This is a genomic window from Bacillus sp. PPSBB_2 (genome assembly GCF_045291115.1).
GTDB lineage: Bacteria > Bacillota > Bacilli > Bacillales > Bacillaceae_G > Bacillus_A > Bacillus_A cereus.
This window is the reverse complement of sequence record NZ_CP147983.1, coordinates 3828178-3844226: the sequence shown is the minus strand read 5'-3', so window position 1 is coordinate 3844226 and position 16049 is coordinate 3828178. Positions and strand designations below refer to the sequence as shown.

Below are 16049 nucleotides of genomic sequence, written 5' to 3'. Positions count from 1 at the left end.
CTTATTTAGAAAGTTGTAATAAGATATTATCGTAAGGTATTGAAAAGTTTGTCTACATTTTATATTCAGACAACTTAGTCACGTTTAACAGGGGGGAAACATAATGGTCAAACATAATCCATTTCAATCACGTGCAACTTTTGAAGTAGATGGAAAAACGTATCATTATTATGATTTGAAAGCGCTTGAAAATGCAGGGGTTGGCAACGTATCTCAATTACCATATTCCGTGAAAGTTTTACTTGAATCAGTACTTCGTCAAGTAGACGGACGTGTAATCACAGAAGAGCATGTTACAAATTTAGCGAAATGGGGAACGAAAGATGTTCAAGATATCGATGTTCCATTTAAACCATCTCGTGTAATTTTACAAGATTTCACTGGTGTTCCAGCTGTTGTTGATTTGGCTTCGCTTCGTAAAGCAATGGCAGACATGGGCGGAGATCCTGACAAAATTAATCCTGAAATTACTGTAGACCTTGTAATTGACCACTCTGTACAGGTTGATAGAGCGGGTACGGCAGACGCGCTTGCATTCAACATGGACTTAGAGTTTAAACGTAATGAAGAACGTTATAAATTTTTAAGCTGGGCACAGAAATCATTTGATAACTACCGTGCGGTTCCACCAGCTACAGGTATTGTACACCAAGTAAACCTTGAATATTTAGCACCAGTTGTTCATGCTGTGAAAAATGCTGAAGGTGACTTAGTTGCATACCCAGATTCATTAGTTGGAACAGACTCACATACAACAATGATTAACGGTATCGGCGTTCTTGGATGGGGCGTTGGTGGTATTGAAGCAGAAGCAGGAATGCTTGGACAGCCTTCATACTTCCCAGTACCTGAAGTAATCGGTGTGAAATTAACTGGTACACTTCCAAGTGGTACTACAGCGACAGACGTTGCATTAAAAGTAACACAAGTATTACGTCAAAAAGGTGTAGTTGGTAAATTTGTTGAGTTCTTCGGTAATGGACTAAAGAGCATGCCTTTAGCTGACCGTGCAACAATTTCAAATATGGCACCAGAATACGGCGCAACTTGTGGATTCTTCCCAATCGATGATATTTCATTAGAATACTTACGTTTAACAGGTAGAGATGAAGAACAAATTCGCGTTGTTGAAGAATACTGTAAAGCGAACGGTTTATTCTATACAGCAGACAGTAAAGATCCAATCTATACTGATCTTGTTGAAATTGATTTAAATACAATTGAATCTAACCTTTCTGGACCGAAACGCCCACAAGATTTAATTCCACTTTCAGATATGAAAGATGCGTTCCATAAAGCTGTTGTAGCACCAGTTGGAACACAAGGACTTGGATTTAATGAGCAAGAGTTCGATAAAGAAGTGAAGGTTACATTAGAAGATAAAGAAGTAACGATGAAAACAGGTGCAATTGCAATCGCAGCAATTACAAGCTGTACAAATACATCAAACCCATACGTATTAATTGGAGCAGGTCTAGTTGCGAAGAAAGCAATTGAAAAAGGACTTGTAGTACCTGAGTATGTAAAAACATCATTAGCACCAGGATCTAAAGTTGTTACAGAGTACTTAGATAAGTCTGGTTTAACAACATATTTAGATCAATTAGGTTTCCAAACAGTTGGTTACGGCTGTACGACTTGTATCGGTAACTCTGGTCCATTAGCGCCAGAATTAGAAGAAGCAATCGCAGCAAACGACTTACTAGTAACATCTGTTTTATCTGGTAACCGTAACTTTGAAGGTCGTATTCATCCACTTGTAAAAGCAAACTACTTAGCATCACCACCACTTGTTGTGGCATATGCACTTGCAGGTACTGTTGATATTGACCTGAAAAATGATGAAATCGGTAAAGATGCAAATGGCAATGCTGTTTACTTCAACGATATTTGGCCATCAGCTAAAGAAATTGAAGATGTAGTTCAAAGCGTTGTTACATCTGAACTGTTCAAGAAAGAATATGCACAAGTATTTAACAGCAATGAGCGTTGGAATGAAATCCAAACTTCAAACGAAGCTTTATATACTTGGGATAATGATTCAACATACATTCAAAACCCACCATTCTTTGAAGGTTTATCTAAAGAACCAGGTGAAGTTGAAACGTTATCAGGCTTACGTGTAGTTGGTAAATTTGGTGACTCTGTAACGACAGACCACATTTCACCAGCAGGTTCAATCGGTAAGCACACACCAGCTGGACGCTACTTATTAGAAAACGGCGTACAACCAGTTGACTTTAACTCTTACGGTTCTCGTCGTGGTAACCATGAAGTTATGATGCGTGGTACATTCGCGAACATCCGTATTAAAAACCAAATTGCACCAGGAACAGAAGGCGGATATACAACATACTGGCCGACTGGTGAAGTAACATCAATCTATGATGCTGCTATGAAATATAAAGAAGATGGCACAGGTCTTCTAGTTGTTGCTGGTAAAGATTATGGTATGGGAAGTTCTCGTGACTGGGCTGCGAAAGGTACTAACTTATTAGGTATTAAAGCAGTAATCGCAGAAAGCTTCGAACGTATTCACCGCAGTAACTTAGTGTTAATGGGTGTATTACCACTTCAATTTAAAGATGGCGAAAGTGCTGAAACGTTAGGTCTTGTTGGTAACGAGTCATTTGAAATTCAAATCGACAAATCAGTTAGACCACGTGATCTTGTAAAAGTAGTTGCAACTGATTTAGATGGCAACGAAAAACAATTTGAAGTAGTAGCTCGTTTCGATAGTGAAGTTGAAATTGATTACTACCGTCACGGTGGTATTCTGCAAATGGTTCTTCGTGAGAAAATTGAAGAATCAAAAGTGTCGAACTAAATAATTAAAATGAACAATAAGGAAGCTAACAATAGTTAGCTTCCTTATTTTATGGAAAGGGATGAAACCATTTGGTTTCATCCCTTTCTTTTTACTATAAAAATGGAGGCAACGTCATGACAGAGTATAAAAGAATATTGTTGCCGTTACGACAAGAGAAAATATTAGTAATAGCAGCTGTATGTAGTGGGATAATTGCTGCCATTTTAAATTTATCACGCCCAATTTTCATGGGATTAATTGTAGACAATCTTATTCAAAGAGAGCTAAAAGGTGCGTATTTATATATAGCTTTGTTTGCGGGTAGTCGCTTTTTAATGTGGGCGAACAATCTTTTATTTGATTATATAAGTTCAAAAGCGAGTCAACGTATATTACAAACGAAACGTATAGAATTATTGCGTCACTATTTCTCATTACCGTTTGAAGAGAGTGAGAAGATTAAGCAAGGAGAGTTAGAAACTTTGGTCGTGTCTGATATTCCGAACTGGGTCAGATTATATGGCTCTATATTAATAGAATATATACACGCTATTGCCCAATTTATTGGAGCTTTCATAGCACTACAACATATAGATATACAGTTTATATTGTGGGTAACTCCGTTTTTATTTTTAAGTACAATTGTTCCAATACTGATGGGAGAAAAGGTAAGAGATATTGCAAGCGTTGCTCAAAAAAATCACTCAAGTGTTGTAGAGATGGTGTCACAGTTTGTAAAGGGGATACAAGATTTGCGGAGTTTACAAAAAGAAAAATGGGCAATTCGCTTATTTAAAAGAGTAACGGCACAATCGTATAAATCGGAAGTAAAGAAGACGATGATGCAACATTGTATTGGAGTAGTTGGAACGGTGATTGAAACAGGAGCATATATCCTTGTTCTCATTATAGGTGCACAAAAAATAATGAGGGGAGAAATAGAAGTTGGTTCACTCATTGCAGTGTTAGCGACAATTGAGATGCTCTTTTTCCCTGTCCGTTATGTGGGCGATTTATTAATAATGACACAAGTTGCAGTCGCTTCGGCAAATAGAACTTTTTGCTTTTTAAATAAACGAGCAGCAGATAACAATGTAGAAAGAGCGATGGGTATCAGGATAACAAATGTTTCATTTCAGGAGAATGACGAAGAGAAATGCAGAATTCGTAATATTGATTTGCAAATTCGTCCTGGTGAACTCGTTATTATTGTGGGAGAAAGCGGTGCAGGAAAAACAACGCTTTTAAAGTTAATAACGGGCTTGTATAAACCATCTAACGGTAGCATTGCTTATTATGGTAATGAAGCTCGTATGACTACAGTTTGGCAAGAACCACGTTTTTTCCGAACGACGGTAACAGAGAATATGTATTTCGGGGAAGAGTGTTTAGAAAATCAGTTAGAAAAAAATAGTGAACTTATAAATGTAACGCCGATTATTAGAGGGTTACCTGAAGGGAGTCAAACTGTGCTACATAAAAGCGGTGAAGAGCTTTCAGGAGGCGAAAGAAAACGTCTCGCATTATTGCGAGCGATTGTATCAAATCCAACTCTTATTATTTTAGATGAACCGACGGCTGGGTTAGATCCAGGCAATCAAGAACTGGTTTGGAATATGATTGAAGGGATAGGAAGAGATGTAACGAGAATTGTGGCAACACATGATGTAGAGAGAGCGATGATAGCAGATTGTGTTGTTGTCATAAAGAATGGGACTATTGTGGAATGTGGGAATCCTAGAGAATTATTAAATTGCAACTCATTGTACAAAGAGTTGCAAACAAAAAGATAAGAAATATGTAATGCCCTTATCTTTATTCAGCTATTTGCCGGGCAGCCCGATTGGTGAGGGCTGATTAAAGTTTCACTTTATTCGTTCTCATTAAGTTGATAAGTATAAGAATTCGGATCACTAGAATTAACTTCTTTGACGAGAGTAAGTTGATTTGTATCTGGATTATATTTGACAATCTTAATTGTATGTTCGCTACTTAGTAATGGATTATATTCTTGAATAGCGAATGTATTTTCCGCAATTTGTGTCATATTACTGGTGGGAACATTTTCTATGGAATCATGATTTGTAGAAATTTCAACGACTTTTTCACTGTTGAAAAATAAAAGAACGATTACTAAAATAACTAAGCATATTCGTATATAGCGTAGCTCTTTGGTGATAGGGTGTTCTCCCAAAATAATCATCCTTTCTATAACTATTCTATAGTAGTAATGGTAGTCATCGTGAAAAAAGTAATAATGCCGAGGCCTGCCCAAAGGATAAATGAGATTAATGCGATATAGAGACAAATACGTCCAACTTGTTTTTTTTCAGGGTCTTTACTAAATAGTGAGATAATCCATGTGATAATTCCGATTGGGGAAAATATAAAACTAAGAATATATAGAAGTATTTTTTCAAATAAATTCATGAGAGCTCCTTTCATTGTAAAATATTCTATTTATTTCTAATTATATGATGGAAAGGTAAATATTTCATCACAGTTATAAAAATTCTGATTATTTAGAATGTGAATATTTCCAAGCTTGTCCGTATAAGCTAAAATAAGATATATAGTATTTTGATGAATGTGTTAAAAGAAGATAATACGTTAGGGTGATATAAAATGTGGCGGAAGCTTACGATTATTGTAGTGTTACTTTGTTTAGCGGGATATGCAGCTTATGAACAGTTTGGTAATAAAGAGCAGGCGGTAAAAGTGAAGCAAGAAAAAAGTGAAGCTGTGATGAAAGAGATTATCGCAAGGAATGGTATTGAGATAGGGAAGAGCGCACCAGACTTTGAATTAACTAAGTTAGATGGGACAAATGTAAAGTTATCGGATTTAAAAGGAAAGAAAGTAATTTTAAACTTTTGGGCTACGTGGTGTGGACCATGTCAGCAAGAAATGCCTGATATGGAGGCTTTCTATAAAGAACATAAAGAAAACGTAGAAATTTTAGCAATCAATTATACGCCTTCAGAAAAAGGTGGGGGGGAAGAAAAGGTAAGCAATTTTATTAAAGAAAAAGGAATTACTTTTCCTGTTTTATTGGACAAGAACATTGATGTGACAACAGCGTATAAAGTAATTACGATTCCAACTTCGTATTTTATAGATACAAAAGGTGTCATTCAAGATAAGTTTATTGGGCCGATGACGCAAAAAGAGATGGAGAAAAGGGTTGCTAAATTAAAATAATGGTAAAAAGGTAGAGGTGGAGAGTTCCCATTTCTGCCTTTTCTTTTTCAAGTAGTAATAACTTCATGATATGATGTAAGAAATATAAACGTTTAGAGATAAAGGAGTGTATGGAGTGGGGAATGTATCCTTACCGTTAGATTATGTTGTAATTGATTTTGAAACAACAGGATTTAACCCTTATAATGATAAAATTATTCAAGTTGCAGCGGTGAAATATCGTAATCATGAACTGGTAGATCAATTTGTTTCATACGTGAATCCAGAGCGGCCAATTCCGGACCGAATAACGAGTTTAACAGGTATTACCAATTATCGCGTTTCAGATGCACCGACGATTGAAGAAGTGTTACCTTTATTTTTAGCATTTTTACATACAAATGTTATTGTGGCTCATAATGCTTCTTTTGATATGCGCTTTTTGAAAAGTAATGTAAATATGCTTGGGTTGCCTGAACCTAAAAATAAAGTAATTGATACTGTATTTTTAGCGAAGAAATACATGAAGCATGCGCCTAATCATAAACTTGAAACGTTAAAACGAATGCTTGGAATTCGTTTAAGCTCTCATAATGCATTTGACGATTGCATTACGTGTGCTGCTGTTTATCAAAAGTGTGCAGCTATTGAAGAAGAAGGGAAACGAAAAGTAAATAAGGCTATGCTTGATGAAACTGCGGTATATGAAGCGGTGAAAGAAATACTTGCATGTAATAAACGTAATGTAGAATGGCTACGTTGTATGAACGTAGGAAGTTATTTAGATATAAAAGCTTTTTATCCAGTTATGAGATTAAAGGTAAAAGGGCGAAAGAAATATGTATTAACAGAGATATTAGAAGAAGATGTGAAAGAAATATGTACAAGTTTAAAATGTGAACCGGCGTTAAAAAGTGAAGTTGGTAATACGAGAATTATGCTTAATAGCTTAGAGGATGTTATGAAATTAGAAAGTTATATTTTAGAGCAGTATGATTTTGTATTACAGGCGCTTCATGATTATAAAGAAAATGAAATGAATGCAGATGAAAAGTTGAAAGAGTATTTAAATATTATGGTATGAAAAACTCCGTGTGCAATATATTGTACACGGAGTTTTTTTAGGAGTACTAAAACATAAAATTTTCTTGCAAATCTGATTAAAGAGTTTTTTGTTTGCTCATACTATGTAATAAGAAAGCGAAGGAGAGAGGGTGAACAACATGAGAAGAAGTCGCCGTAAATCGTTTGAAGAACTTGTAAATGAAAATAAACAACAATTATTAAGCGATCGTGATGCAATTGATCGCATTGAAGAGCGCATTGAAAAACGTTATGAAATGAAACTTTTTAAGCAAGTTGAATAATTCTTAACACTAGTACGATACTAGTGTTAAGGAGGCGATAGTAATGGGTAATCCGAAAAAAAATTCAAAAGACTTTGCACCAAATCATATTGGAACACAATCGAAAAAAGCTGGTGGAAATAAAGGAAAGCAAATGCAAGATCAAACAGGTAAACAACCGATTGTTGATAATGGTTAAAGAAAAGGAGAATATTACATTCTCCTTTTTTATGTATAAATTTGAGGAAAGATAGGTAATTTAAGATGGTGTGTATATACAATATTAGGAGGGAAGTACATGCCAAATCCAGATAATCGAAGTGACAACGCTGAAAAGTTACAAGAAATGGTGCAAAATACAGTTGATAACTTTAATGAAGCAAAAGAAACAGCGGAACTTTCTAATGAAAAAGATCGTGCTGCTATTGAAGCAAAAAATCAAAGACGTTTAGAAAGTATTGACTCATTAAAAAGTGAAATCAAAGATGAATCTTAACAAAATGTACAAAAAGGGCTGACTTTTGTCAGCCCTTTTTCGTAATCGTAAAATTTTCAACGAGTAAACGCCAATTTTGTGGGAATGGTAAACCGATTTTCCAGTAACTAATACCACCTATACCTTGTTCTTTCATTAAATTGAATTTACTTTGAACAGACCGTGAATCTTCAAACCAAACTTCGTGTTGCACGCCGTTTTCATCAAAATAATTAAAATGAGGAGCTTGGGCTGTGAAATCATAACGAATAGGGACATTATATTTACGAGTTAGTGCAACAGCTGCGACAGAGCTAATTGCTTTTGCGGGTGGATTTCCTTGTTTAAATGGAAGCTTCCAATCAAACCCGTATAAATTTTGCCCCATCATAATTTTTTGTGGAGGCATTTGAGATTTTGCATATTGAAGTACTTCTTTCACTGGACCGATAGGAGAAATCGCCATCGGTGGACCGCCTTGCCATCCCCAGTCATATGTCATAATGACGACGAAATCAACAATTTGCCCTTGCGCTTTATAATCGTGAGCTTCGAAAAATTTTCCCTTTTGATTTGAACTTGTTTTCGGTACGAGAGTTGTGCTCAATGTGTACCCGCTAGGTAAGCGTGTTTTTACATTTCGTAAAAAGCGATTATACGCCTCGCGGTCTTCAGGTGCTACACTCTCGAAATCGAAATGAATGTCTCGCATGCCATATTTTTGAGCTGTTTGCAAAATGTTAGTAATAAATTTGTTTTGAATCGTTGCGTCGCGTAAAATAACTGATGTTAGATCGGCACTGAAATTACCATTTTCAATATTTGTAATAACGAGCATAGGGATTGTTTTACCTTGCGTTGCAATATTAGCAATTTTAGCTGTTTCAGTAGGTTCTTTTAATGTGCCATCTCTTTTTGCCTCAAAACTAAAATAGGCTAAGTATGTTAAAAATGGATTGATGGCGCGTGTCGCATTAACTAAACTCTCTTTAATCGGTATAGTTGAAGGTTGTAAATAAGCGATGGATTCTACAGCTCGTTTTGTGCCTTTTGGTACATATAATTGTTGTCCGACATGGAGAATAGATTTTAAAGATAAATTATTAACTTTAGCTAAACTAGCGAGGGGGACATTATATGTTTGAGAAATTCGATATAGGCTGTCACCAGGCTGTGCATAATAATTATTCCCTTTCGTATTAACGATAAGTGCCTGACCAACAACGAGCGTTTCAGCTGGATTTAATCCATTGTCTTTTACTATTTCGTCAGGTGTTGATCCATATTTTGATGCCAAGCTATATACGCTATCACCACTACGAACCGTTACAATTTGAATCATATGCTGGCTCCTTTCGGGAAAAGATTCACTATTTTTATTTTATTTTTGATGTCACTGTATTATGATTAAATGTATGCAAGGTAGCAGAAGTGAAAGAAGGCGAATACATATGTTTGTAGCAGAACATGAAGTTGAAATCCGTTATGCGGAAACAGATCAAATGGGTGTTGTTTACCATTCAAACTACTTAGTGTGGCTTGAGTTAGGTCGCACGAAACTTATACAAGATTTAGGTTTTTCATATGTTGAAATGGAGAAAGAAGGAATTATTTCTCCTGTGTTAGATTTACAAATTTCATACCGTAAAGCGATGCGTTACGGAGAAAAAGCAATCGTAAAAACATGGGTAGATACTGTGAGCCCACTTCGCGTTGTATATGGATATGAAATATATAATGGTGATGGTGAACTGTGTATTACTGCAAGCACAACGAATATTTGTGCGAAAAAAGAAGGGTTCCGCCCTGTATCATTTAAAAAGTTATATCCTGAGTGGTATGCGAAATATGAGGAAATTAAGAAAAAATAAAAAAGCGTGGCAGAAGCCACGTTTTTTTATTTTTCATAATTAAATTGTGGGAAGTCGTCACCTTCGTTAAGTGTAACAGATAAATTATGTCCATCGAAGAACCATTCATCATCGCCTTCAATAAAGAAATTAATACCTTCTTCTTGAATTTGAACAGCAGGATGTGCAGGATCATCTTTACGAATACCTAAAGAAAGTCCTTTTTGCACAGTACTGCAACCACCGTATTGTACGAAAAAGCGTAGTGTTTCATTTGATTGTAAGTTTAATTCAGTTTTATACCATTGTGCTGCTTCTTTTGTTACGGAAAGATTCATGTATAGTTCCTCCAAATTATGTTGCTTTTTCTTTAGTATAAAAAATAACGCAAAAAGACGCTATTAATATGCTTCACGTTTTCTTTTTGCGTTATGTGGGTTACGATCTTATTTTTGCTTTTTTGAAAAGTTTGCTTTTGGTTCAGTTTTATTTATAATTCGTCCGATATTTGCACGGTGTTTATAAATAACCATACCTGCTAATAAACACATCGCAATAATGAAGATTTTATCCCCGCTAACAATGGATGCAATAACAGCAACAACTGCTGTTACCATAGAAGAAAGTGATACGTATCTTGTTGTAAATAAAAGGGTGAAAAATACAACAGCCAATATTGCAAAAACAACTGGTGAATAGCATAATAGCACCCCAGCAGAAGTTGCAACTGCTTTACCACCGCGGAATTTCGCGAAGATTGGATAGACATGTCCAAGAACAGCCGCTAACCCGAACCATAGTGGATGAATATCTAACCCGAAAATCATTGGTAGACTTGTTGCTAATGTCCCTTTTAAAATGTCAGCAATTGTAACGGTAAAACCTGCTTTTTTCCCTAATGTGCGGAATGTGTTTGTTCCGCCTAGATTACCGCTCCCGTGCTCACGAATATCGATTCCGTAGCCGATTTTTCCAACAACTAGTGCAAATGGAATCGAGCCAAGTAAGTAGGCAACGATAAATAAAAGATATGTAGTAACCATAAGTTCAGTCTCCTTTATTCAAATGTGTTGATAAAGGGTAAAAAGAGTTTTTCCCGTATATTGTACCATACATTTGTAAAGAGCACATTTCTTTTTTGTAAATGAAAAATTCATTATTTCGTGAAAAAAATTTCACAGTAATGTTACATTTCTCACAGAAACAGTAAGACTATATGTAGTAACATTTTAATCAAAAGATAACAACATATTGGTGGAGGGTTATAAATGTTACAAAATAATACACGTGGAGAAGAAGAATTAATGAAAGTGTTTGAGACAATAGTCCACGGCAATGAACAAGATTTGATGCAAGAAAATGCAAATGTAGACGGCCGCTCTCCAATGGGCGTAATGGGAACGTTCGCATCTGAGAGTGCAAAATATTATGCTGTTGAGAATTTATTGTCAGATCAAGTGAAAAAAGCCATAAATGAAAATATATTATATCCACATGATTTAGATTTTTATGCAACAGGAACGACGACTTGTTCACAAATTCCGTTAGCGCAAATGCTTGCTAATGGTTTTCATACTGGACATGGACATATGAGACAACCGCAAGACATTAAAAGTGCATTGGCTCTTTCGTCTATTATTTTTCAAGCGAATCAAAATATGCAGCATGGTGGTCAATCGTTTGCACTCTTTGATATTGATTTAGCACCTTATGTACGAAAAACAATTGAGAGACATAAAAAACGATTACAATCATATCCGCTTACGAAAGAACAAATAGAAGAATTTGCATGGGAAGAAACGGAAAATGATACGTATCAAGCGTGTGAGGCTTTCGTTCATAATTCGAATAGTATGCATAGTAGGGGCGGAGGACAAGTACCGTTTATTTCTATTAATTATGGAACAGATACATCAAAAGAAGGAAGAATGTTAATTAAACAACTTTTAAAAGCGACACAAGCTGGACTTGGTAAAGGGGAGACACCGATTTTTCCGATTCAAATTTTCAAGATGAAAAAAGGTGTGAATTTTGAAGAAAGTGATCCGAACTACGATTTATTTGAATTAGCATTAGAGACAACGGCTGAACGATTGTTCCCTAACTTTTCATTTTTAGATGCTCCGTTTAATGCAGTACATTATGATGGAAGACCAGAAAGTGAAGTATGTTACATGGGATGTCGTACCCGTGTTATGTCTAATATACATGGAGAAGAAACAGCGATTGGTAGAGGGAATTTATCATTTACGTCTATTAATTTAGTGAAATTAGCGTTAATTAGTGGTTCAAAAGAAGCGTTTTTTGAAGCGCTAAACTATTATTTAGATTTAGGAATTAAGCAGTTATTAGAAAGATTTGCGTATCAATGTACGAAGCGAGCAAGAGATTTTCAGTTTTTATATTCACAAGGTGTATGGCGTGGTGGAGAAACGTTGCAGCCTGAAGACTCCGTAGCCTCGATTTTAAAACAAGGGACGTTAAGTATTGGTTTTATCGGTCTTGCGGAATGTTTAGTAGCTTTAACAGGAAAGCATCATGGGGAAGATGAAGAATCATGGAAACTTGGGTATGAAATTATTTCCTTTATGAGAGATAGAATGGATAAAGCGACAGAAGAACATCAACTGAATTTCTCAGTAATTGCAACTCCAGCAGAAGGATTATCAGGGAAGTTTGTGAAAAAAGATAGAAAAGAATTTGGCGTGATTAGCGGTATAACGAACCATAATTACTATACGAATTCATTCCATATTCCAGTTTATTATAACATTCAAGCGATAAATAAAATCCGTTTAGAAGGCCCGTTTCATGCTCTATGTAACGGGGGACATATTACTTATATTGAACTAGACGGAGCAGCAATGCATAACAAAAAGGCATTAAAACAAATTGTACAAGCCATGGCAGAACATGGCGTTGGATACGGTTCAATTAATCATCCTGTTGACCGTTGTAAGTGCTGTAGTTATCACGGGGTTATTGGGAATGAATGTCCAAGTTGCGGGAATGAAGATGAGGCTAATATAGAAAGAATTCGCCGTATAACAGGCTATCTTGTAGGAGATATGTCAAAGTGGAATAGTGCGAAACGTAGTGAAGAGATAGATCGGGTGAAACATAAATGAAAGTGATGAATATTATTCATGATAGTGTAGTAGATGGAGAAGGATTGCGGACAGTCGTGTTTTTTGCGGGCTGTCCGCATCGTTGCGTTGGTTGCCACAATCCGAAATCGTGGAATATTTGCAACGGAACGGAAATGACAGTAGAAGAAATTGTGAAAGAGATTGCAAGTAATCCATTAACTGATGTAACATTTTCAGGTGGAGATCCATTTTTTCAAGCTGCTGAAGTGAAAATGGTAGCAAAAATCGTGAAAGATTTGAAAAAAAACCTATGGATGTATACAGGTTATACGTTAGAAGAGATACAGAGTTCTCAAAATAATGATATGATAGAGTTGTTACATTATGGGGATGTTTTAGTCGATGGAAGGTTTGAAATTGAGGAAAAAGATTTAACACTTCCATTTCGCGGAAGCTCCAATCAACGTATTATTCGATTGAAAGAGTAAAAAGGCGGGATAGATTATATGAATAAAACAGTATTGCTTGTTGAAGATGAAAGAAGATTACGTGAAATTGTTAGTGATTATTTTCGTAATGAAGGCTTTGAAGTAATCGAAGCAGAAGATGGAAAAAAAGCGTTAGAGTTATTTGCAGAGCATGAAATTGATTTAATTATGTTAGATATTATGTTACCGGAAATAGATGGATGGTCTGTTTGTAGAAGAATTAGAAAAGAATCAGCAGTACCAATTATTATGTTGACAGCACGTTCGGATGAGGATGATACATTGCTAGGTTTCGAATTAGGTGCAGACGAGTATGTAACGAAACCATTTAGCCCGAAAGTATTAGTAGCTCGCGCAAAGACGTTATTGAAACGTGCGGATGGTGCGGTAGGAGTAGCGGAAGAAAATGCTATGTCTTTAGCTGGAATAGAAGTGAATCGTCTATCTAGAACTGTTTTAGTAGATGGAGAAGAAATTATATTGACACATAAAGAATTTGAACTTCTTGTGTATTTAATGGAGAACAAAGGAATTGTGTTATCACGTCAACATTTATTAGACCAGTTATGGGGATATGACTATTACGGTGATGACCGAACGGTTGATACCCATATTAAAAAACTTCGAAATAAGCTAGGAGATAAAGCGAAGCATATCGGTACTGTTATTCGAGTTGGTTATAAATTTGAAGAATAATCTAGAACGCTTTGTGTAATTTAGCCTAGGGAAATGGTAATTTTATACTCTCTTTTGAAGGTAAAATGTACAAAAAATACTTTTTTTGTCTACAATGTTAGATAAGTGTATTTTTTTAATTGGATTTCACGATGAGTTCACAAGAAGGACACAAAACGTGACTATACTGAAAATACGAATTCACCAGAGAGGGGAAATAAAACATGGGATATTACGACGGACCAAATTTAAATGAAGAGCATAGTGAAACGAGAGAAGTGAGAAAATCAGGTAGTAAAAAAGGCTATTTCTTCACAGGTTTAGTGGGAGCTGTAGTCGGAGCGGTTTCGATTAGTTTTGCAGCACCATATATGCCATGGGCTCAAAATAATGGAGCGCCAGTATCATCATTTAGTTCGGATTCAAAAGTAGAAGGTACTGTAGTTCCTGTTGTAAATAAAGCGAAAAATGAAACTGATTTACCTGGTATGATTGAAGGGGCGAAAGATGTTGTTGTAGGTGTTATTAATATGCAACAAAGTGTTGATCCATTTGCAATGCAACCGACAGGTCAAGAACAACAAGCCGGTTCAGGATCAGGTGTTATTTATAAAAAAGCAGGAAATAAAGCATATATTGTAACAAACAACCACGTAGTAGATGGAGCAAATAAACTTGCTGTGAAGCTGAGCGACGGAAAGCAAGTTGATGCGAAATTAGTTGGTAAGGACCCTTGGTTAGACTTAGCGGTTGTTGAAATTGATGGATCTAATGTAAATAAAGTTGCCACTTTAGGTGATTCAAGTAAACTTCGTGCGGGTGAAAAAGCCATTGCAATCGGTAATCCACTTGGATTTGATGGAAGTGTAACGGAAGGTATAATCAGTAGTAAAGAACGCGAAATTCCGGTTGATATTGATGGGGATAAACGACCAGATTGGCAAGCACAAGTTATTCAAACGGATGCAGCGATTAATCCAGGTAATAGTGGTGGTGCATTATTTAACCAAAATGGTGAAATAATTGGGATTAATTCAAGTAAAATTGCACAACAAGAAGTTGAAGGAATTGGATTTGCTATTCCAATTAACATCGCAAAACCAGTTATTGAATCTCTTGAAAAAGATGGAGTAGTAAAACGTCCAGCTCTTGGAGTAGGTGTTGTTTCACTAGAAGATGTGCAAGCTTATGCAGTCAATCAATTGAAAGTACCGAAAGAAGTAACAAACGGCGTTGTATTAGGTAAAATTTACCCAATATCACCAGCTGAAAAAGCTGGTTTAGAGCAATATGATATTGTAGTAGCATTAGATAATCAAAAAGTAGAGAATGCTCTTCAATTCCGTAAATATTTATATGAAAAGAAAAAAGTAGGCGAGAAAGTAGAAGTTACATTCTACCGTAACGGTCAAAAAATGACGAAATCGGCTACTTTAGCAGATAATTCAGCTACAAAGAATCAATAATCGAAATAAAAGAAAGTCTCTTTCATATTGAAAGAGACTTTCTTTATCGGCTATACTAAAGGAATAGGAGGGATTAATTATGACAATTGAAAACCCAACTCGTACGGAAATTGGTGAAGTGTTAAAGAAAAGCAAAACAATTGCGGTTGTTGGATTATCAGATAAGCCAGAACGTACATCGTATATGGTTTCAAAAGCAATGCAAGATGCTGGATACCGCATTATTCCAGTTAATCCAACAGTAGATGAGGTGCTCGGAGAAAAGGCAGTTTCTTCACTAAAGGATATTAAGGAACACGTTGACATTGTAAATGTATTTCGTCGCTCAGAGTTTTTAATGGATGTTGCAAAAGAATTTGTAGAGATTGATGCAGATGTTTTTTGGGCACAATTAGGAGTACAAGATGAGGATACATATAAACTTTTAAAAGAAAAAGACTATACTGTAATAATGGATCGTTGTATTAAAGTAGAACATGCGATGACAAAATAGTATAGATTTAAAGGTAGAAAGATTGATTCAGCCCTCATTATAGATAAGTAGGGCCGATGAACGAGGTGTTCATCATGAGATTTTTTAAAGGCTGTTTTTGGGGATTGTTATTTGTAATCCCATTTTGGATCTTGATCATTTGGATCATAATAAAGGTTTGGAATGTGTAATCTTGGAA

18 protein-coding genes are annotated in these 16049 nt (G+C 35.8%); 13 read left to right on the top strand and 5 right to left on the bottom strand.

Annotated features, from left to right (window positions below; genetic code table 11):
* Positions 1 to 103 precede the first annotated feature (103 nt).
* Positions 104 to 2827, top strand: coding sequence for an aconitate hydratase AcnA (gene acnA, locus V6946_RS19110; protein WP_000238564.1), 2724 nt, complete (start codon positions 104 to 106; stop codon positions 2825 to 2827).
* A 116-nt stretch (positions 2828 to 2943) separates the two neighbouring features.
* Positions 2944 to 4602: an ABC transporter ATP-binding protein gene (locus tag V6946_RS19105; RefSeq protein WP_000141522.1), complete on the top strand. Its 1659-nt coding sequence runs from the start codon at positions 2944 to 2946 to the stop codon at positions 4600 to 4602.
* Positions 4603 to 4679: 77 nt separating this feature from the next.
* On the opposite strand, the gene V6946_RS19100 is transcribed toward V6946_RS19105, so the two are convergent.
* Both V6946_RS19100 and V6946_RS19095 read right to left on the bottom strand, forming a co-directional pair.
* Entirely contained in the window at positions 4680 to 5012 is a 333-nt protein-coding gene (locus tag V6946_RS19100) for a YmzC family protein (RefSeq protein WP_081631290.1), read from the bottom strand.
* Between the two features lie 11 nt (positions 5013 to 5023).
* Positions 5024 to 5239 (bottom strand): hypothetical protein, encoded by a 216-nt coding sequence (locus V6946_RS19095; protein ID WP_001047912.1) that lies wholly within the window; start codon positions 5237 to 5239, stop codon positions 5024 to 5026.
* 195 nt (positions 5240 to 5434) lie between these two features.
* Here V6946_RS19095 and V6946_RS19090 point away from each other — a divergent pair, with 195 nt between their 5' ends.
* The 5 genes from V6946_RS19090 to tlp all read left to right on the top strand — a co-directional run bounded on the left by V6946_RS19090 (position 5435) and on the right by tlp (position 7831).
* Positions 5435 to 6010, top strand: coding sequence for a redoxin domain-containing protein (locus tag V6946_RS19090; RefSeq protein ID WP_006917475.1), 576 nt, complete (start codon positions 5435 to 5437; stop codon positions 6008 to 6010).
* A gap of 115 nt (positions 6011 to 6125) precedes the next feature.
* Positions 6126 to 7073, top strand: coding sequence for a 3'-5' exonuclease (locus tag V6946_RS19085; RefSeq protein ID WP_000528755.1), 948 nt, complete (start codon positions 6126 to 6128; stop codon positions 7071 to 7073).
* A 139-nt stretch (positions 7074 to 7212) separates the two neighbouring features.
* Positions 7213 to 7356, top strand: coding sequence for an FbpB family small basic protein (locus V6946_RS19080; RefSeq protein WP_366981433.1), 144 nt, complete (start codon positions 7213 to 7215; stop codon positions 7354 to 7356).
* A gap of 43 nt (positions 7357 to 7399) precedes the next feature.
* Entirely contained in the window at positions 7400 to 7534 is a 135-nt protein-coding gene (gene sspN / locus V6946_RS19075) for an acid-soluble spore protein SspN (protein WP_000527987.1), read from the top strand.
* A 99-nt stretch (positions 7535 to 7633) separates the two neighbouring features.
* Positions 7634 to 7831 (top strand): small acid-soluble spore protein Tlp, encoded by a 198-nt coding sequence (gene tlp, locus V6946_RS19070; RefSeq protein WP_001133511.1) that lies wholly within the window; start codon positions 7634 to 7636, stop codon positions 7829 to 7831.
* A 28-nt stretch (positions 7832 to 7859) separates the two neighbouring features.
* On the opposite strand, the gene V6946_RS19065 is transcribed toward tlp, so the two are convergent.
* The gene (locus V6946_RS19065; RefSeq protein WP_366981434.1) at positions 7860 to 9152 is read right to left on the bottom strand and encodes a glycosyl hydrolase family 18 protein; all 1293 of its coding nucleotides are present in this window, start codon (positions 9150 to 9152) and stop codon (positions 7860 to 7862) included.
* A gap of 109 nt (positions 9153 to 9261) precedes the next feature.
* Here V6946_RS19065 and V6946_RS19060 point away from each other — a divergent pair, with 109 nt between their 5' ends.
* Positions 9262 to 9681, top strand: coding sequence for a thioesterase family protein (locus V6946_RS19060; protein WP_000495812.1), 420 nt, complete (start codon positions 9262 to 9264; stop codon positions 9679 to 9681).
* A gap of 26 nt (positions 9682 to 9707) precedes the next feature.
* Here the strand turns inward: V6946_RS19060 and V6946_RS19055 are convergent, their stop codons facing one another.
* Together V6946_RS19055 and plsY are read right to left on the bottom strand one after the other, a co-directional pair.
* Complete coding sequence (locus tag V6946_RS19055) at positions 9708 to 9998, bottom strand: HesB/YadR/YfhF family protein (protein WP_001054455.1); 291 nt, start codon at positions 9996 to 9998, stop codon at positions 9708 to 9710.
* 108 nt (positions 9999 to 10106) lie between these two features.
* Positions 10107 to 10703, bottom strand: coding sequence for a glycerol-3-phosphate 1-O-acyltransferase PlsY (gene plsY / locus V6946_RS19050; protein WP_000258974.1), 597 nt, complete (start codon positions 10701 to 10703; stop codon positions 10107 to 10109).
* Between the two features lie 225 nt (positions 10704 to 10928).
* Here plsY and V6946_RS19045 point away from each other — a divergent pair, with 225 nt between their 5' ends.
* From V6946_RS19045 to V6946_RS19025, 5 genes are all read left to right on the top strand, one after another.
* Positions 10929 to 12788 carry an anaerobic ribonucleoside triphosphate reductase gene (locus V6946_RS19045; protein ID WP_000940063.1) on the top strand — a complete coding sequence of 620 codons (1860 nt, stop codon included), beginning with the start codon at positions 10929 to 10931 and terminating at the stop codon, positions 12786 to 12788.
* A complete protein-coding gene (gene nrdG / locus V6946_RS19040) occupies positions 12785 to 13237 on the top strand; it encodes an anaerobic ribonucleoside-triphosphate reductase activating protein (protein ID WP_000867081.1) in 453 nt (150 codons plus the stop codon). Before V6946_RS19045 ends, nrdG begins: the two co-directional genes overlap by 4 nt.
* 18 nt (positions 13238 to 13255) lie before the next feature.
* Entirely contained in the window at positions 13256 to 13933 is a 678-nt protein-coding gene (locus tag V6946_RS19035; RefSeq protein ID WP_001044679.1) for a response regulator transcription factor, read from the top strand.
* Positions 13934 to 14136: 203 nt separating this feature from the next.
* Entirely contained in the window at positions 14137 to 15378 is a 1242-nt protein-coding gene (locus V6946_RS19030; RefSeq protein ID WP_000542646.1) for a S1C family serine protease, read from the top strand.
* Between the two features lie 79 nt (positions 15379 to 15457).
* Positions 15458 to 15871: a CoA-binding protein gene (locus tag V6946_RS19025; RefSeq protein WP_000151390.1), complete on the top strand. Its 414-nt coding sequence runs from the start codon at positions 15458 to 15460 to the stop codon at positions 15869 to 15871.
* Positions 15872 to 16049 lie beyond the last annotated feature (178 nt).

What these genes read in the sequence shown, in the direction of transcription:
- acnA (WP_000238564.1), top strand. Translation starts at nt 104, where the DNA reads ATGGTCAAACATAATCCATTTCAATCACGTGCAACTTTTGAAGTAGAT.
- V6946_RS19105 (WP_000141522.1), top strand. Translation starts at nt 2,944, where the DNA reads ATGACAGAGTATAAAAGAATATTGTTGCCGTTACGACAAGAGAAAATA.
- V6946_RS19100 (WP_081631290.1), bottom strand. Translation starts at nt 5,012, where the DNA reads ATGATTATTTTGGGAGAACACCCTATCACCAAAGAGCTACGCTATATA.
- V6946_RS19095 (WP_001047912.1), bottom strand. Translation starts at nt 5,239, where the DNA reads ATGAATTTATTTGAAAAAATACTTCTATATATTCTTAGTTTTATATTT.
- V6946_RS19090 (WP_006917475.1), top strand. Translation starts at nt 5,435, where the DNA reads ATGTGGCGGAAGCTTACGATTATTGTAGTGTTACTTTGTTTAGCGGGA.
- V6946_RS19080 (WP_366981433.1), top strand. Translation starts at nt 7,213, where the DNA reads ATGAGAAGAAGTCGCCGTAAATCGTTTGAAGAACTTGTAAATGAAAAT.
- sspN (WP_000527987.1), top strand. Translation starts at nt 7,400, where the DNA reads ATGGGTAATCCGAAAAAAAATTCAAAAGACTTTGCACCAAATCATATT.
- tlp (WP_001133511.1), top strand. Translation starts at nt 7,634, where the DNA reads ATGCCAAATCCAGATAATCGAAGTGACAACGCTGAAAAGTTACAAGAA.
- V6946_RS19065 (WP_366981434.1), bottom strand. Translation starts at nt 9,152, where the DNA reads ATGATTCAAATTGTAACGGTTCGTAGTGGTGATAGCGTATATAGCTTG.
- V6946_RS19060 (WP_000495812.1), top strand. Translation starts at nt 9,262, where the DNA reads ATGTTTGTAGCAGAACATGAAGTTGAAATCCGTTATGCGGAAACAGAT.
- V6946_RS19055 (WP_001054455.1), bottom strand. Translation starts at nt 9,998, where the DNA reads ATGAATCTTTCCGTAACAAAAGAAGCAGCACAATGGTATAAAACTGAA.
- plsY (WP_000258974.1), bottom strand. Translation starts at nt 10,703, where the DNA reads ATGGTTACTACATATCTTTTATTTATCGTTGCCTACTTACTTGGCTCG.
- V6946_RS19045 (WP_000940063.1), top strand. Translation starts at nt 10,929, where the DNA reads ATGTTACAAAATAATACACGTGGAGAAGAAGAATTAATGAAAGTGTTT.
- nrdG (WP_000867081.1), top strand. Translation starts at nt 12,785, where the DNA reads ATGAAAGTGATGAATATTATTCATGATAGTGTAGTAGATGGAGAAGGA.
- V6946_RS19035 (WP_001044679.1), top strand. Translation starts at nt 13,256, where the DNA reads ATGAATAAAACAGTATTGCTTGTTGAAGATGAAAGAAGATTACGTGAA.
- V6946_RS19030 (WP_000542646.1), top strand. Translation starts at nt 14,137, where the DNA reads ATGGGATATTACGACGGACCAAATTTAAATGAAGAGCATAGTGAAACG.
- V6946_RS19025 (WP_000151390.1), top strand. Translation starts at nt 15,458, where the DNA reads ATGACAATTGAAAACCCAACTCGTACGGAAATTGGTGAAGTGTTAAAG.